General features: G+C 69.5%; 13 protein-coding genes. 1 reads left to right on the forward strand and 12 read right to left on the reverse strand.

The window, feature by feature from the left end; translation table 11 throughout:
- Positions 1 to 32: 32 nt before the first annotated feature.
- The 11 genes from smc to ychF all read right to left on the reverse strand — a co-directional run bounded on the left by smc (position 33) and on the right by ychF (position 14947).
- Complete coding sequence (smc, locus tag KF709_12375) at positions 33 to 3527, reverse strand: chromosome segregation protein SMC (GenBank protein ID MBX3175205.1); 3495 nt, start codon at positions 3525 to 3527, stop codon at positions 33 to 35.
- Positions 3528 to 4922, reverse strand: coding sequence for a hypothetical protein (locus tag KF709_12380; protein ID MBX3175206.1), 1395 nt, complete (start codon positions 4920 to 4922; stop codon positions 3528 to 3530).
- Complete coding sequence (locus KF709_12385) at positions 4919 to 6433, reverse strand: SPOR domain-containing protein (protein MBX3175207.1); 1515 nt, start codon at positions 6431 to 6433, stop codon at positions 4919 to 4921. The genes KF709_12380 and KF709_12385 overlap by 4 nt, the downstream gene beginning before the upstream one ends.
- 26 nt (positions 6434 to 6459) lie before the next feature.
- Entirely contained in the window at positions 6460 to 9735 is a 3276-nt protein-coding gene (locus KF709_12390; protein MBX3175208.1) for a PD40 domain-containing protein, read from the reverse strand.
- Positions 9736 to 9742: 7 nt separating this feature from the next.
- On the reverse strand, positions 9743 to 10102 hold the full coding sequence (gene rsfS / locus KF709_12395) for a ribosome silencing factor (protein MBX3175209.1): 360 nt from the start codon (positions 10100 to 10102) through the stop codon (positions 9743 to 9745).
- 465 nt (positions 10103 to 10567) lie between these two features.
- The gene (gene rplI, locus KF709_12400) at positions 10568 to 11014 is read right to left on the reverse strand and encodes a 50S ribosomal protein L9 (GenBank protein ID MBX3175210.1); all 447 of its coding nucleotides are present in this window, start codon (positions 11012 to 11014) and stop codon (positions 10568 to 10570) included.
- A gap of 2 nt (positions 11015 to 11016) precedes the next feature.
- A complete protein-coding gene (locus tag KF709_12405; protein MBX3175211.1) occupies positions 11017 to 12048 on the reverse strand; it encodes a DUF2232 domain-containing protein in 1032 nt (343 codons plus the stop codon).
- 13 nt (positions 12049 to 12061) lie between these two features.
- A complete protein-coding gene (rpsR, locus tag KF709_12410; protein ID MBX3175212.1) occupies positions 12062 to 12286 on the reverse strand; it encodes a 30S ribosomal protein S18 in 225 nt (74 codons plus the stop codon).
- A 4-nt stretch (positions 12287 to 12290) separates the two neighbouring features.
- Entirely contained in the window at positions 12291 to 12656 is a 366-nt protein-coding gene (gene rpsF / locus KF709_12415; GenBank protein ID MBX3175213.1) for a 30S ribosomal protein S6, read from the reverse strand.
- Positions 12657 to 12889: 233 nt separating this feature from the next.
- Entirely contained in the window at positions 12890 to 13822 is a 933-nt protein-coding gene (locus KF709_12420) for a hypothetical protein (GenBank protein MBX3175214.1), read from the reverse strand.
- 24 nt (positions 13823 to 13846) lie between these two features.
- Positions 13847 to 14947: a redox-regulated ATPase YchF gene (gene ychF / locus KF709_12425; protein MBX3175215.1), complete on the reverse strand. Its 1101-nt coding sequence runs from the start codon at positions 14945 to 14947 to the stop codon at positions 13847 to 13849.
- Positions 14948 to 15051: 104 nt separating this feature from the next.
- Between ychF and KF709_12430 the strand changes: the two genes are divergently transcribed.
- Positions 15052 to 15438: a four helix bundle protein gene (locus KF709_12430; GenBank protein MBX3175216.1), complete on the forward strand. Its 387-nt coding sequence runs from the start codon at positions 15052 to 15054 to the stop codon at positions 15436 to 15438.
- 120 nt (positions 15439 to 15558) lie between these two features.
- On the opposite strand, the gene KF709_12435 is transcribed toward KF709_12430, so the two are convergent.
- A complete protein-coding gene (locus KF709_12435) occupies positions 15559 to 17619 on the reverse strand; it encodes a sodium-translocating pyrophosphatase (GenBank protein ID MBX3175217.1) in 2061 nt (686 codons plus the stop codon).
- Positions 17620 to 17638: the final 19 nt, after the last annotated feature.

Here is a 17638-nt window from a genome sequence, read left to right on the forward strand (position 1 = left end):
GTTCCTTGGGCGATGCCTAGGGCATCCGCCGGTTAAGCTGCGTCCTCGTCCACCGCCGGCCCACCGCGCATGCGCACGCTGACCAGCGACGAGACCCCGGGCTCCTGCATCGTCACGCCGTAGACGGCGTCGGCCGCCTCGGTGGTCGTGCGCGGATTGTGCGTGATCACGATGAACTGCGTCTTCTTCTTGAACTCGTTCAGCATGCGCACGAAGCGGCCGATGTTCTGGTCGTCCAGGGGCGCGTCCACTTCGTCCAGCAGGCAGAAGGGGCTGGGCTTGGTGAGGAAGATGCCGAACAGCAGCGAGAGCGCGACCAGCGCGCGCTCGCCGCTGGAGAGCAGGTGGATGCGCTGCGTGCGCTTGCCGCGCGGGCTGGCGTGGATCTCGATGTCGCAGTCCAGCGGCTTGTCGGGATCCTCGAGGCGCAGGTCGCACTCGCCACCGCCGAACAGCGTCATGAAGATCTCGCGGAAGTGCGCCCGCACCTGCGCGAAGGTCGCCAGGAACAGGTCGCGCGCCGTGACGTCGATCTCCTTGATGGCCTGCGTCAGCTTGGCCTGCGCCTCGGTGAGGTCGGCGCGCTGCGTCGTGAGGAACTCGAGGCGCTTGGTCTCCTCCTCGTGCTCCTCGATGGCCAGCGGGTTCACCGGGCCCAGCGACTCCAACTGCTTGCGCAGGTCCTCGGCCTCGATGCGCAGGGCATCGTCCTCGGCTTCCACGGGCTGGTAGTCGGCGAAGAGCTCGTCCAGCGGACGGCGCCACTCGGCCTCGAGGCGCTCGCGGATCGCCGTGCGGCGGCCCGCCAGTTCCGTGTGCCGCAGTTCGGCGTGGTGCAGGGTCTCGTTGGCGCTGCCGGCGTCGGCGCGCGCGCTGTCGAGCGCCTGGCCGGCGTCGGCGAGCTCCGTGTCCGTGTCACGCACCGTGGCCTCTGCCTCAGCCAACGCCTGCTCGGCCTCAGCCAGCGAGCCGCGCCGCGACTCCAGCTCCTGCTGCCACACGGTCATCTGCTGCTCGAGCGCGCCATCCTGCTCGGCCAGCGACTGCATCTCACGCTCGAGTGCGGCCAGGCGATCCTGCGCGGCGTTGCGCTCGCGCTCGAGGCGTTCGCGGCGCTCGGCGGCGACTTGTCGACGTGCCTCAGCCTGCGCGTGCGCCACCTGCTGGGCGGCGCGCGACTCGCGGGCTTCGTCCTGCGCCCGCTCGGCGGCGGCAAGCAACCCGCGCACGGATCCGGCGGACTCATCGGCCTCGGTGAGACGGCGCGCGAGTTCATCCTGCGCCGTCAGGCTGGCGTTGACGCGATCGCCGAGCTCGGTGTGGCGGCCGGCGAGCTTCTCGCGCAGGGCCACCGCGTCGGCGAGTTCGCGCGCCGCGCGCTCGCGCACGCGATCCCGCTCGCCCCGCTGCTGCGCGGCCTGCGCCAACTGCTGCTGCGCGGCGGCGGCGCCGTCGGCCGCCTGCGCCGCGGAGGCTTCGGCCTGCACGACCTCGTTGTGTACCTGCTGCGCGCGCGCCTGCACGTCGGCGCGGCGCGTGTCCACCGTGGCCAGCGAGGCGCGCAGCGTGTCGAGTTCAGCGCGCCGCGCCAGCGGGCCGGCGCCGGTATCGCGCGCGGGCAGCCACATCGCACCACGCGCATCGACGAACCCGTTGCCGTCGCCGGTGGCGCGCACCTTGCCGAGCAGGGCGCGCACCCAGCCGCTGCCTGCACCCTCGGCGCGCACGCGGGCGGCGAGTTCACTGGGATCTGCGTTGCCGCCCTCAGCCTGCAGCGAGTCCAGCGGCAGCAGCAGGAGGGCACCAGGGTTCACCTCGGCGTGCCAGGCGCGCACGGCGTCGGCCGCCGCACGATCCCGCACGACGACGGCGTGCACCGAGGCCCCGAGGAAGCGCTCGATCTGAACGGCGGCCTCGGCGTCGGCGCCGATGAAGTCGGAGAGCGGGCCGAGGATGGCATCCTGCGCAAACCGCTCGCGCTCCCGGATCAGGCGCGCCGCCGCCGGCGCCAGGCCCACGCGCTCCTTTTCGAGGCGCTCCAACGCGGCGAGACGACCCTGCAGCGCCGTGTGCTCCTCCTCGATGCGCCGCACATCGGCGCGGGCCGCTCCCTCGCGCTCACGCGCGTCGCGCGCGGCGGCGCGCGCGGCCTGCAAGGCGGCGTCGGCGGCGTCGGAGGCTTCCTTGGCGATGGCCAGCGACTCGTCGGCGGCCTGCAGCTCGCGCTCGGCGAGGCCCAGGCGGTCCGCCAGCGCTTCGTGCTCGGCCACCAGGGCCTCGCTGCGCTGAGCGACCTCTGCCAGCTCCCGCTCCGCATTCTCGCGCTCGAGCTCCAGGCGACGCGACTGGTCGCGCAACTCGCGCACGCCGCGGTCGGCGGCGTCGGCGGCGTTACGCGCCTCGACGACGCCCTGACGGGCCTGCTCCTCAGCCTGCACGCGCTGGCGCAGCAGGTCGTTGGCTTCGTGCAGGGCGGTGGCGCACTGCGATTCCTCCGCAGCCGCTGCCTCGGCCTCGCCCTTGAGGCGATCGCCGAAGGCGGCGCCCTCGGCCTGCTCTTGCTGCGCGCGTTCGCGGCGCGTCAGCGCATTGCGATGGCGCTCCTCGGCCACCGCGAGTTCCTGCTGCAACTCGAGCACGGCCTGCCGTGCGGTTGCGGCCACGGCGGCGCGCTCGTGGCGCTGCGTCTCAGCGGCGGCACGTGAGGCCTGCGCCGCGTCGCGCGCGACCTCGGCGTCGCGCACGGCCTGCTGGCGCGTGGGCAGCGCCTCGCGCAGCGAGCCCAGCCGCGACTCGAGGTCGGCGAGCTCGGCCTGCCAGGCGGCCATCTCGCGCGAGGCGAGCGTGAGTTCCACCGAGAAGCGGCGCGCCGTGAGCGTGGCCGACTTCTCCGCCTTGTTGCGCTGGCGAAGCAGCGAGCGCACCTGCGTCTGCACCTCAGACATCAGGTCGTCGATGCGAATCAGGTCCGCGCTGGTCGCCTCGAGCTGGCGCTCCGTGGTGCGACGGCGATCGCGATACAGGCCCACGCCGGCCGCTTCCTCGAACAGCTCGCGACGGTCGTCGGGCCGGTCGGAGAGCAGGGCATCGATCATCTTGCTCTCGATGACCACGCCGGAATCGGCACCGAGCCCCGTGCCGCGCACGAGGTCGTGGATGTCGCGGAGGCGGCAGGGCGCGCGGTTCAGGAAGTAATCGCTCTCACCGCTGCGCGAGAGGCGCCGCGTGATGACGACTTCCTTGAACGGCACCGGCAGCTGGCCGTCCTCGTTCTCGAAGTGCAGCGAGACCTCGGCGATGTTTGTCGCGCGCCGCGCCGAGGAGCCCTGGAAGATCACGTCCTCCATCTTGCCGCCGCGCAGCAATCGCGCGCGCTGCTCACCCAGCACCCAGCGCACCGCGTCCGACACGTTCGACTTGCCGCAGCCGTTGGGGCCGACGATCGCCGTCGCCCCGTGGTCGAAGGTGAGGAACACCGGATCCGCAAACGACTTGAAGCCGTGCAACTCGAGCTTGGTCAACCGCACTTAGAACATTCTCCCGGTTCGATACGCCACGCGCGGGAGTTCTCCCGTCACGTCACGCAACGTGCTGGCAAGCCAGGCGGCCTGGCCCACCGTCTCGAAGGCGCCCGCATACACGCGCACCCGTCCTGCCTCCTGGCGCAGGGCATAGCTCGCGACCCCGCGCATCTCCCACTCGGCCACGAGGGCCGACGCTTCCGTCGTGGAGAGCCCGTCGGCGAGCACCAAGGCATACGGCGCCTCGAGCACGCGTCCGACCCCCTCCCGGACCTCACCCGTGGCGCGTCGCGCCGCGAGCCAAGCCTCGGCTTCGTCGCGGGTCTGCCACGCCCCGGCGAGGGCGCGGTACCACGGGCGCGGCGTGGCCCCCAAGAGCACGGGCGACACGGTCGCGACCGGCGGTGTCCCGCTCGGAAAGCGAAGCGTGGAATTTGCACTCGTGAGGGTGTTCGCCGCTACGAGTTCGACCGTGAATCGTTGGGCGGCGAGGGAGTCCGAGGGGTTGACGAGCGGACCCAGCGTCACTTCGAGAATTCGCGGGGCAGGCGCCGTGGCTTCCGGCGCGGCGCCTTCGCGCTCGGCGCCCGCAGCCGAGTCGGGAATGGGCGCTGGCGCGGCGCTGCTGTCCACCGGCGAAGCGGAGCCCAGTCGTGAGCGCTCAGCGCGATTGAGCCACCACCAGCCGGTGGCGCCCAGCGCGAGGGTCGCGGCGAGTATCCAGCGGCCCACGCGCCTGGGGCGCTGGCGCAGGCCGCGATGCAACCTGGGCTGGGTGCCACCGCGCGCACCATCCACTCCGACAGGGCGTGCCTCATCCGCGTCGGCGGCCCGTCCGGCGGCAGGAATGATGGGTGGCAGCTCAGGTTCCGGGTGATCAACCGTCGCCAGCAGCGGCCAGGCGCGTAGCTCGGCGGGTGGCAGGTCCACCGCGACCACGCCATCCACCTGGGCGATCAACGACGCAATCCCTGGCGCGTGAGGCGGCACTACGAGCAGCAGCAGCGCATCGGCCTCACGAAAGCCACCGATGAGCCGCTCCCATCGGCGGCTCTCCATCACCCAGCGCTCGGCGATCGGACCGTTGCCCGACGGGAGTACGTACACGTCGGCGAGCCCTGGTAGCGCCTGGCCAATGTCCGAGACCGGGTGCCCATCGCGCAGGCACTCCAGCAATCCGGGTTGGTCCGCCAGCGGGGTGAGGGCCGGAATCCCGCCCACCAAGTCCGCGATGGCCACGCGGCGCTCCGCGGCGTGGGCGCGTGCGAGGCCCAATGCGACAGCGGCGGCCGCTTCCGGGTCCCGCCCGGTCACGATCGCCGCTGCTACCTCCGCCAGGGCCGGCGCGGCCCGTTGCCCCTCGTCCGCCCAGAGCGCGGGCGGCAGGCGCTCTGGGCTCAAGGCACGCCCTCGAACACCCAGTACGAGAGTCGGGAGGTCATGCCGGCGCGCTCGGCATCCTGCCGTGTGTTGAAGGGCCCGAGCAGCACGCGCCAGACCGGGACGCCGTCGCGGTCACCCGAGACCACGCGCGCGCGGCGGCCGTCCACGATGATCGTTTCCGCCAGCTGCCGCGCGCGATTCTCGTCGAGCAGAGTGGCGAAGGACACTGTCCAGGTCCCGCGCTCCCCGCGCGTCGTTGCCGGATCGGACGCTGGCTCGGCGGCAGGCGGAGCCTCTTCCTGCGGCAGTGGCGCGGCGCGCGTGAGGCCCGAGAGGTCGCCGTAGCGCGCCGCGATCAGCGCGGCCAGCGCCGAGTCCGCACGTGCCGAGTCCGCGGCAAACTCCTCGAACTCCACCGGGCGGTCCAGTCCGGCGGCGCGCGGGCGGAAGCCGTTCCAACGGATCAGGGCCCAGCGGTCGCTGGCCCCACCCGCGTACTGCATGCGCTCGCGCCCCGTCTCCGCGTCCAAGAGCACGGCGGCCGCGCTGCGTGCCACGAGGACGTTGCCCTCTGGCGTCACCAGCGGCAGGTCGTCGCGCCACTCGGTCACGACCGTGTTCACGACGCGCATCGTGCCGATGGAGATGACAAACACCGAATCGCTGCCGCGCGCGCGCGCCAGCAGGTAGCGTCCGTCGGGATCGATACGCAGCGCGGTCGCCGGTGCGGGCAGGTCGATCTGGCCGTCGAAGTCCTCCGCGTAGCGGTCCACCACGCGGATGCCGTCGTCGGCCGTGGCGAGGAAGACGCGGTCACCACTTGGCGTGGGCACCAAGGCGACGATGGAGTCGCGCAGCGGCAGGCGCAGCACGCGTGCGAGCTCTCGCGTGCGCAGCGCGATCAGGCCGCTGTCGGTGACCATCCAGAGGCGGTCGCCGGCCGCGGTGCGCGCGGCGAGACGCACCGGCGGCACCTCGGCCGAGTCCAGCGTGCGGGAGTCCGGCGGGATCAGGCGTCGGACCGTGGTGCGCGTCGCCGACCCACCGAGGACGACCAGCGATCCATCGGGGTTGGGCAGCAGCGCCGTGGTGCCGCCGCTCCCCGACCAGGTCCAGGTGGCCGAGGGTGTCAGCCGCAGCAGCTTGCCCTGGGCATCGAGACCATAGACCGACGAGCCCTCCGAGACGGCCTGCGCGCCGAGGCGTTCGCTGCCCAGCGTGTCGAGCGTGCCGAGGCGCAGGTTGATGGAGAGCACGCGTCCGCGCGGGTCGCGCGCGAGCACGAGCCCGAGGAAATCGTCAAAGCCGAGCAGCTGCTCGGCAGCTGGCACGGCAGCTCGCGACTCCCAGAGCACGCTGTCGCTGCCGGCGCGGTGGGCGCGCGCGGTGCCGCCGCGCGACGGGACGCGCAGGAGCACGGCGTCCGGGCCCATCACGGCCAGCGCGGAGCCGGACGAACGACGGCCGTCCCCGCAGGCTGCAGCGGCGAGGACGGCCGTCAGGAAAAGAAGTCGCGAGATCGGGCGCACGCGCGAAACTTAGTCGCGCGCGGCCGTCAGAAGGACTGCCCCAGCGTCCAGAACCAATAGCCGTCGCGGCGCACTCCATCGAGCGGGATGGAGTAGTCCCAGCGCACCAGGGCGACGCCAAAGAGGTTCAGACGGATGCCGAAGCCGTAGCTGCGCAGCGGGTAGCGATCCGACAGGAAGTCATAGTTGGACGGGCGCGCCAGATGCAGCTTCTGGCCCGCGGTCCAGGCCATGCCGAAGTCGTAGAAGAACAAGCCGTCCACCGGTGGTAGCGAGATCGGCAGGATGCCGAGATCCACGCGGCGCAGGAGCGGGAATCGCAACTCGGCGTTGGCGTAGGCGACGCGAGACCCCAGCAACTGCACGGCCGAACACTGCGTGGGATCGCTGATCGACGCCTCGCAGTCCGCGCCGTAGGTCTCGCGGTCGTAGCCGCGGATGAAATCGGGTCGGCCGATGTACTTCGGGAACTCGTCCTCGTCCGGGCCGACCGACACGTGCGCGGCGAGGCGCGTGGCGAAGGTCAGGAAGTTGAACAGGATGGCGTCGTAGCGGCGGATGTCGGCCGAGTACGTGGTCCAGCGCACGGAGCCGGTGGTCTGCTCCAGCTGGAAGCGGTAGCGCCGGCCATAGATGCCGCCCGTGGCGCCCATCAGCGCGTTGTCGGAAACGAAGGCGACAAAGGGCGAGAAGTAGTTCAGCGAGCCCTGGCCGACGATGGAGTCGACGAGGTAGCCGCCGCCCGTGCCGGAGAAGGCATCGTAGGCCGCCGAGATGTACATCAGCGAGCGGTCGATGTTGTTGAACGACGACCCGTACTCGAAGCGCGTGAAGCGGTTCAACGGGTACTGCCCCATCGCAAAGGCACTGCGGACGATGAAGCGCGAGAGGACCTGCTGCTGCACGATGACACTGCCCTGCTGCAGCTGCTGGAAGCCGGAGAGGAAGAACATCGGATAGTGCTGCAGTCCGATGCCCCACTGGTTGCGGCTGCCGAGGTCGTTGTACTGCAGGAAGAGTTGGGCTTCGCTGAGGCGGCCGTTGATGCCGCCGGCGATCATCAGGCGCCGATTGCCGACCATGTCGGAGAGCACGATGCCGGTGGCACCGTACACGCCGCGTCCAAAGTTGTCCTGCGAGTAGCCGACCGACGGCGTGGCCACGTATTCCGGCGAGAGCTTGGCCCGATAGCGCTCGGTCGTGAAGTCGCTGACGCTTGGCAGCGCCAACTCCGCGCTGTCGAGCAGGGCGGCGACGCTGACACCGCGCGCGGCAACGGCGGGGGCGACGGCGGAGGGTCGCCAGCCGTCCGCCCCGAGATAGACGGCGCGTCGACGCTCGGGCGTCACACGCTGGGTGTTGAGGCGTTGGGCGCCGCTGTCGCCGACGGCGCGGGCAATCTCCGCGATGCGTGCGATCGCGCCGGCGCGGCTGTCGGCGCCTGCCGCGCTGCTGTCGCTCCCCGCGCCCTCGGCGATGACCGGCATGGCGGCCTTCGGGCTGAAGGGCTCCTTCTTGAGCGACCGCGGGTCGACGATGCTCCAGATCGCGAACTCGCCGTCATCGTGGTACGTGAAGGCCAGCTTGTCCGCCTGCCGCGCCCAGGTGATGGCCGGGCTGTGCTCCGTGAGCGAGAACACGCCGCCGACGAACTTGGTGAGCTGGTAGTGCTGCTTGTCGCCCAGCTCGTAGAGGAATATCTGCGGGATGCCCGTGCGGTCGTTCACGTAGGCAATCGACTGGCCGTCCGGCGACCACATCGGGTTCAGGCTCTTGCCATCCTGGTTCGGCAGGACCTCGATGTTGCCGGTCTGCAGGTCGTAGATGCTGAGCTGCCAGTGGCCGAAGGACAGCGTCTCGAGGTCGGACTGCGGGCCGCGCTCGCTGGCGAACACGATGTAGCGGCCGTCCGGCGACCACTGTGGCTGCACATCGCCGTAGGGGTCCTGCGTGAGGCGCCGTAGGTTCTTGCCGTCGGCGTCGATGATGTAGAGGTCGCTGGTCCCGCCGGCGATGCCGGAGAACACGATCTGGCGGCCATCCGGCGAGAACGAGGGGCCGAGCATCTGGACCAGCGGCGTGTCGAGCCGGCGCGCGGTGCGGTTGCGGCGCACGTCGTGCAGATAGATGACGTCGCGGCCCTGGCGTTGCGCCGTGAAGGCGAAGAGCCGGCCGTCCGGCGAGAACGCGCCCTGCGAGTAGCCAAAGCGCAGCTCCTCGAACTCGGGGTCCAGTTGGCTCTTCGTCAGTCGCGCCGTGCGCTTACCGGTGGTCGCATCGGCGAGGTAGAGGTCGAGGAAGACCTCCGCGCGCAGCAGCGAGCCCATCGAGATGAAGGCGATCTGGCGACCGTCCGGCGAGAGCGAGGGCGCGACGTACACGGGGATCAGGCCGCCGGTGCGGCGCTCGTCCAGCAACGCGTTGGCGACCTTGCGTGGGCGCTCGAGGTTCGGGATGTCGGGCAGGTACGCGGTCTGCACCGACTCCTTCCATTCGTCGCCGAGGACTTCGAGGTCGGTGCCGGTGTAGCGGCGGAAGGCCCGCTCGATGCCCAGCGAGGGCACGGCCTGCATGATCTCGCCGATGATCTCGTCGCCCCAGCGCGCGCCGACGTACTTGAAGAACGATTCGCCGAAGCGGTACGGGAAGTACTGGTCGGGCCGCTGCGTCATCTGCTCGACGCTGGGGATGTTTCCGTTCAGCGCCGCGTCGCGCATGATGGCATCCGTGTACGGATGCTCGGGGCCGATGGACAGGTACTCGGCCATGCCTTCCGTGAACCAGAGCGGTGGCCCCACCTGCGCCAGCGCCTGCATGCCGCCGCCGGCGCGGCCGCGCCCGAAGATGTCGTACTGGAACACGTGCACCATCTCGTGGGCGAGCACGTGCTCCGATTCCTTCATGTCCCCGGTGAAGAAGAACATGTTGCGCTGGCGGAGCGCGTCGGTGACGCCGCCCGTGCCCTCGCCGGGGTCGCCGATCACGTTGTTCTGGGCGAATTCGTTGCGCGAGCCGTAGATGAGGATGGGCTTGCGCTCGCGGAACTCGTGGTTGAACACGACCTTGAGCCGCGCGTAGGTCCGCTCCGCCATCTGTCCCGTGTACTGCGCGACGTCCTCGAGCTCGGGATAGTAGTGGACGTCGAAGTGCTCGGTCTTGAGCACCTGCCAGCGGAACTTGCGGAACTGGACGTGGTTCTGGCCGAAGTACTGGCCCTGCGCGGCGAGCGGGTTCAGCGGGGCGGCGAGTGCGGCCGCGACGGCAACGAGGAGCAGGGCGGGGAGGCGAACAGGTCGGCGCATATGGTCCCTACGCGGTGACGGCCACGGCCGGGGCGTCCCCCCAGAGCCGTTCGAGCTGATAGAACGTGCGCAGCGTCGGATGGAAGACGTGCACGACGAAATCGACGTAGTCGAGGAGCACCCAGCGTCCCTGCTCGAGTCCCTCGACGGAGTGCACCTTGATCCCCTCGGCCTTGAGCGTGTCGACGACGTGGCCGGCGGTGGCGCGCACGTGGGTGTCGGAGGTGCCACTGGCGACGATGAAGAAGTCGGCCATGTCGGACACGGGGCGCAGGTCGAGCATCACGACGTCGTTCGCCTTGTTGTCGAGCAACACCTGCGCGGCGCGGCGGGCAGCGGTCATCGAATCCGTGGCGTCAGTGGCCATCGAGTGGGAGTGCGGTGAATGGGAGAGCCAACCCTGTGGATACCGAAAGGTTCCCGAGTGCTTGGACTCGGGCAAGGGTTTGGTTGGCATTGGTGTTCGCGTTCTGGTGCCGGGGTTTGGATGGATCTTCTTGAATTACCACGGAGACACAGAGACGCAGAGAACTGCGGATGCGGGATCAACGGCGAATGCGGGACAACGGCGAGAGGCGATGCCGGAACGACAACTGCTTCTTGGGGGAGCCGCCACGCAGAGATCCGTCCAAGGGCCCTCTTTGAAAGGCTGTTGCCGTTCCCGCACCGCCGTTCGGGGGTTACCCGCATCCGCAGTCCATTCCGCATCCGCAGTTCTCTGTGTCTCCGTGTCTCTGTGGCAAATCGCCGTTGACCAACCACGGAAACAAACCACGCCCCTGAGCTCCAAAGCCCAGGGGCGTGATGTCTCGAGCACGAACGAAAGGGCGGATCAGCCCTTGATGACCCAGACCTTGATCTCGGGCTTCACGTCCGCGTGCAGGCGGATGGCGACCTTGTAGACGCCCAGCGCCTTGATCGGCTCGTGCAGGTCGATCATGCGCTTCTCGACCTCCTTGAAGCCCTGCGCCTCGAGCTGGTGGGCGATGTCCGCCGTCGTCACCGAGCCGAAGAGCTTGCCTTCCTCGCCCACCTTGGCCGAGAAGGTCAGCGAAACCTCCTCCAGGCGCTTGGCGATGGTCGAGGCGGCGTCGCGGCGCGCGTTCTCGGCGGCCTCGAGGCGCTCCTTCTCCTGCGCGATGCGCTTCTTGTTGCCGGGCGTCGCCTCGTAGGCGATGCCGCGTGGCAGCAGGAAGTTGCGGGCGTAGCCGGACGAGACGTCCACGATGTCGCCCGGGTGGCCGAGGTTGTCCACGGCCTGACGAAGAATGACTTCCATGATTACTCCGAACGTTGGGATTTCGGCCGCGCCCGGCGACGCCAGTCGAGCCACGTGTCCCCGACACCGAGCGCGAGCGCGACGGCACCGACGACTTGTAGGAACAGCACCAGCACGATGGTCCAGAGCACCAGCATCCATCGTCCCGGCTTCAGGAACCAGAGCAGCACGCCCAGCCCGCGCAGCACGTACAGGGCGCTGAAGAACACCATCAGGTTGATGCCCACGGCTCGCGCCGCGTCGGGCATCGGAACCACCAGCACCAACAGTCCCGCGATCACGCCCCACACGAACGCGTCGTGGAAGCGCAACTCCGCCAGCGGGGCCAGCGGCGGCCCCAGCCGGACCCGACCGAAGCGGTGGTAGACCGCCCAGCCAAGCGCCAGCGCGGCGAGGGACTCCAGGGCCAGCATCGCCGGCACCAGCACCCGCGCCACCTGCGGCAGCACCTCGAACTGCTGCTCCACCTGGCGGGCAAGCTGATCCGCCGCTGGGTTGTCCCGCACCATCTCCAGCCACTCCGGCCGCGCGGTGAACTGCCGCCACGCCGCCAAGCCAAACTCGGCACGGCGCGCCACCTCGTCCCCGAGGACCGTCCCCGCCTCCGTCAGCCCACCACTCGCCAGCATCGTGGCGAGCAGCGCCACCGCCATCGCGATCACGATGGCCAGCAGGGCCTGCGGAAGGAACGAACGCTCCCGGTTGCCGAGCAGCAGCAGCGCGCCGAAGCTCGCCGCCACCAGCACGCCCCACCCGCGGGCCAGGATCTCGTAGGTGCCCGCCGTGGCCGGCACCCACAGGACCCACACCGCAAAGGCGGTCCAGACCAACGCGAGCGGGAGTCGCCCCCCGGCCCGCCACCCGACCACCGCAAATGCCGCGAGGGTCGGGGCCAGCAGGAGAAGGGTCTGATCCACCGGCACCAGCATCGCCAGGGGCGGTGCGGCCGGCAGGATCAGGAGCACGAGCGTGGCGAGGAGCGGTCCCCACCAGCCCTGCTCACGCGGCGGAGCCGCGCCCTCCTCGGACGTCACGAACGCCGGTGGCTTACTGCGCCGACTGGCTGTTCGAGTACGGCAGCAGCGCGAGGTAGCGGGCCTTCTTGATGGCCTTGGCCAGCTGGCGCTGGTGACGGGCGTCCACGCCGCTCAGCCGGCTCGGGAGGATCTTCCCCGTGTCGGTCACGAAGCGGGACAGGAAGCGCTCGTCCTTGTAGTCGATGTGGCGGATGCCGGCCTCGGTGACCGGGCAGACCTTCTTGTTGCGGCGCATGGGGCTACTCCTCGTCGTCGTCGTCATCGCCGTCGCGGGCGCGACGGGCGGCGAGCTGCTCTTCGGTCATCGGCGGGGCGCCGAGCTCGTGCTCGTGCACCGAGATGAGGTAGCGGATCACGCCCTCGTCGAGCTTGAGTGCGCGCTCGAACTCGGGCAGGACCTTGCCCTCGGCCGTGAAGCGGGCGACGACGTAGTAGCCGGCTTCCTTGTTCTTGATCTTGTAGGCGAGCTGGCGACGGCCCCAGTGATCCAGGGTCGCGGGCTCAGCGAGTGCCAGGAGCCCGTGGTGCTTCTCGAGCTTCTCGGCAATGGCGGTGTCTTCGAGTGCGGAATCGAAGATGTACACCGCCTCGTATTCACGAGACAATGCGGCAATCCTCCCTTTGGTCGTGACCGCCATCCCTGGGTTGCCGACAGGGATGGAGGGGCGGGGTTTCGGCCCGCTCTGTAAGTTTGGAACAGCCCTTAAGCTTAGGTGGGGACAGGGGGTAAGGTCAAGGGCAGTGGTGAGTTATGAGTTGTGAGTCGTGAGGAGAAGCGGCCGGGCAATCATCGCAATGCTCACGACTCATGACTCACAACTCACGACTGCGGTTGCCCCTACCGCATTCCCCGTCGAGCAGCCTCGGCGGCCAAGTAGCCGAAAGAAGCCGAGCGCTCCCCGGCGAGGATCTCGGCAAACAGCCGCTCCGCCTCCGCCCGCCGCCCATTCGCCAGGTACCACTGCGCCATTCCGTTGGCCATCGTCTGGGCCGGGGTGCCGGCGGTCATCTGGCTGCGAATCTGGGCGTCGGTGCGCTCGCCCTTCATCCAGAGCAGCACCTGGTGGTAGGAGCCGTTCTCGATGATGTCCCAGTCCGCGCGGATGGGGGCGAGCAGGGCCTTGGCCTTGTCGAGGTCGCCGGCGCGGCCGTGGGCGATCACCGCCCAATGGGTGGCGGCGACGCGATGGTCGAGGTTGCGCGCGAGACGCGCGTCGTCCTCCCAGAGCGCCGCGGCGCGGGCGAACTCTCCCGTCAGGAAGTAGGCCAGCGCGAGATGGTAGCGGATGTTCCCATGCAGGGTGCTGGTCGGGATGCCGCGCGCGTTGGGTTGGCCATCGGGCTCGATTTCATCCGGCGCTCCGCCAACGACGCCAAGGGCGCGGGACAGGTCGCGAATCGCCAGCGGGTACTGCCGCAGCGAGATGTAGCGGTGTCCTCGGTGCCGCAGCAGATGCGGTTCGTCCGGGTGCAGTCGCAGCCCTTCCGTATAGATGACCACCGCATCGGCGAAGGCGCCCGTGTACGCAGTGCGCCGCCCGAACCAGATGATGGAGTCGACGTTTCGCGGGGAGCGTTCCCAGGCTGCCCGGGCGGCGGGCAGGTCCTGGGGCGGTGCTTGCGCGGCGAGCGGCGCGCGCACGACGGGCGACGCTGCGAGGAGCATGAGCGCCGCGCCGCGCGCGAAGGCCGCGACGCGCGTGGTGGCGAGGCGCGCGGTGGCGACCGCTAGAGTCGGCCCCGCCACGTCCCGTTGTTCAGCCTTCGTCATCCGGCCTCCGTCCTTTGGCGTTGATCAGACGTTGAATCGGAACAGCATCACATCCCCATCCTGCACCACGTACTCCTTGCCCTCAGCCCGCGCGACGCCCTTCTCGCGCGCGCCCTTCCAGCCACCATTCGCCACGAAGTCCGCGAAGGACACCGTCTCCGCGCGAATGAAGCCGCGCTCGAAGTCCGTGTGGATCACGCCCGCCGCCTGCGGCGCCGTATCGCCTTGATGAATCGTCCACGCGCGCACTTCCTTCTCGCCCGCCGTGAAGTAGGTCTGCAGGCCGAGCAGGTGGAAACCGCCGCGGATGAGTCGGTCGAGACCCGCGCTCTCCAGCCCCAGCGACGAGAGAAACTCCGTGCGATCCTCCGGAGGCAACTCGGCCAGCTCCGACTCGATCTTGGCCGAGAAGGTGACGACCTCGGCCGGCTCGTGGTCGGCGGCGATGGCCGCGCGCAGGGCCTTCACATGCGCGCCCTCCTCGCCTGTCAGCTCGCCGTCGGTGACGTTGGCCGCGTAGAGGATGGGCTTGAGCGTCAGCAGCTGCAGCGGCTGGAGCGTCTCGCGCTCCTCCGGCGTCAGCGCCACGTGCCACAGCGCCTTGCCCTCCTGCAGCGGCGCCAGCGCCTTCTCCAGCACCCCCGCCTCGGCCGCTGCCGCCTTGTCGCCCGTCTTGGCCGTGCGCTTGGACTTGTCGAGTCGCTTCTCCACCACGCCGAGGTCGGCGAGGGCGAGTTCGAACTCGATCGTCTCGCGGTCGCGGGCCGGGTTCACCGAGCCGTCGACGTGGATGACGTCGGGATCGTCGAAGCAGCGCACGACGTGCACGATGGCGTCGGTCTCGCGGATGTTGCTGAGGAAGGCGTTGCCGCGGCCTTCACCCTTGCTGGCGCCCTTCACGAGGCCGGCGATGTCGACAAACTGCACGGCGGCGGGGACGGTGCGCTCTGGACTCACGATCTCCGCGAGCTTGTCGAGGCGGGGATCGGGGACGTTCACCACACCCACGTTCGGGTCGATGGTGCAGAAGGGGTAGTTGGCGGCTTCGGCTTTGGCTGCCGTCAGCGCGTTGAAGAGGGACGATTTGCCGACGTTGGGGAGGCCGACGATGCCTAGGCTGAGCATATAACTGCAGTCGTGAGTTGTGAGTCGTGAGTTGTGAGGGGAAAGGTAACTGGAGGCGGGATGCGGATGATGGGATGCGGGAGGCGGAGGCGCAGCGTTCGCGCATGCAACCGTTTCGACGTCTCGCGGTGTGGGAGAAGGCGCACGAGCTGACGCTGCGTGTGTTTCGGCTCGCGGAGGAAGGAGGACTGCGGAGGTTTCCTGGCCTCAGTGCCCAGCTGTGTCGGTCCGCCGCCGCCATCCCGACGAACATTGCGGAGGGCAGTGGCCACGTCTCGCCAGCGCAGTTCAAGCGCTTCCTTGAGATCGCCCTCGCCTCGGCCTGCGAGACCGACTACCAACTACTCCTTGCGCGCGACCTCGACCTCATAGGCTCGAAGGAGTATGCGCAGCTGGAGGCGCGCCTGAGCGAAGTGCGTGCGATGCTGATGGGGCTGCGAAAGCGAGTCGCCGAAAAGGCAAAAAACCCGCATCCTGAGGCCCGCAAATGAAGAGGGGGAAGAAGCCAGGCTTCTCCCCCCTCCGCATTCAAAGACTCATAACTCACGACTCATAACTCACAACTGCAGTTGTAAGTCGTGAGTTGTGAGTCATGAGTGAACGGCAACGACTTACCCGATGAACCAGGGAGCCAGCACGAGCGAAACGACGCTCATGAGCTTGATGAGGATGTTCATCGCGGGGCCGGAAGTGTCCTTGAACGGATCGCCCACCGTGTCGCCGACGACGGCCGCCTTGTGCACGTCGCTGCCCTTGCCGCCGTGGATCCCGCCCTCGATCGCCTTCTTGGCGTTGTCCCAGGCACCGCCGGCGTTGGCCATGAACAGCGCCATCATCACACCCGTCACCGTGGCGCCAGCCAGCAGGCCGCCGAGCGCCTGCACGCCGAACAGCTTGCCGACGATCACCGGCAGCGCGACCGACGCGACGCCGGGCACGATCATTTCCTTGAGCGCGGCCGAGGTCGAGATGTCCACGCAACGCGCGGAGTCGGGCTTCACGCCCTCCTTGCCCTCGAGCAGGCCGGGGATCTCACGGAACTGGCGGCGGACTTCCTCCACCATGCCCTGCGCGGCGCGACCCACCGCGGTCATCGTGTTGGCGCCGACAAAGAACGGCATCACGCCGCCGATGAACAGGCCGATGACGACCATCGGGTCGACCAGGTTGAGGCCGGTCTCACGCAGGCCCACCGCCGAGGCGTAGGCCGAGAACATCGCCAGCGCGGTCAGCGCCGCCGAGCCAATCGCGAAGCCCTTGCCGATGGCGGCCGTCGTGTTGCCCAGCGCGTCGAGGCCGTCGGTGATCTTGCGGACTTCCGGACCCAGGTGGCTCATCTCGCTGATGCCACCGGCGTTGTCGGCAATCGGGCCGTAGGCGTCCACGGACATCGTCACGCCGACCGTGGCCAGCATGCCGACCGCGGCAATCGCCACGCCGTAGAGACCCGCGCTCTGCACGGCCACATACGTGGCGCCGCAGATCAGCAGCACGGGGACGATCGTGGACTCCATGCCCACCGCCAGGCCGGCGATGATGTTCGTCGCGGGGCCGGTCTTGGACGACTCGGCGATGCGCAGCACGGGGCCGGCCGCCGTGTAGTACTCGGTCACGAGGCCGATCGCGATGCCCGACACGGTACCGGCGAGCACGGCGAAGAACGGTCCGAGCGCCGGCAGCACGCGGCCGGTGTCGGGGTCGACCATGTTCAGCGGCATCGCCTTCGTCAGGAAGAACGCGAAGGCGAGGAACAGCGCGGCGGCGATGAACGTCACCAGACGCAGCGCGTTGGCCGGGTCACCCTTGGCCAGCACGCGCATCACGAGGATGCCGACCAGCGAGGCGACGAGGCCGGAGGCGATATAGGCCACCGGCAGCAGCACGGCCGTGAGGCGCGCCGTGTCGGGAATAAGCGTCGAGGTGGCAGCCAGCGCGATGGTCGCGATGGTCGCACCCACGTACGACTCGAAGATGTCGGCGCCGAGGCCGGCCACGTCACCCACGTTGTCACCGACGTTGTCGGCGATGGTCGCGGGGTTGCGCGGGTCGTCCTCGGGGATGCCGGCCTCGACCTTGCCCACGAGGTCGGCGCCGACGTCGGCGGCCTTGGTGTAGATGCCGCCGCCCACGCGGGCGAACAGGGCGATCGAGCTGGCACCCATCGCGAAGCCGGAGATGATCTCGCCGAACTCCTTGAAGCCGCTGTCGCCGAAGAGCAGGCCCTTATGCATCATGAACACGACGGCGATGCCGATCAGGCCGAGCGCCGCGACGGCGAGCCCCATCACCGCGCCGCCGCCGAAGGCGACGCGCAGCGCGGCCGCCTGGCCGTTGGCGCGCGCGGCCTCGGAGGTGCGCACGTTGGCACGCGTGGCCGAGGTCATGCCCGCCCAGCCGGCGGCGACGGAGCAGAGGCCGCCGATGACGTAGGCGACGGCGGTGTTCCAGCCCACCGCGAAGCCGAGCAGCGCGGCGACGAGGAGCAGGAAGGGCATCAGCACGGTGTACTCGCGCTTGAGGAAGGCCATCGCGCCAAGCTGGATCTGCTCGGCGAGGTCGCGCATCGTCTGCGAGCCGGCGGACTGGCGCACGATGCCCTGGTAGGTCAGCACGCAGGCGATGAGCCCGACAATGCCAATCCCGAGGGCGTACAGCGTCAGATTCTCGATCATTGGGGGAGTGGGGAGAGGG

The sequence above is a fragment of the Gemmatimonadaceae bacterium genome, from assembly GCA_019637445.1.
Classification (GTDB): domain Bacteria; phylum Gemmatimonadota; class Gemmatimonadetes; order Gemmatimonadales; family Gemmatimonadaceae; genus Pseudogemmatithrix.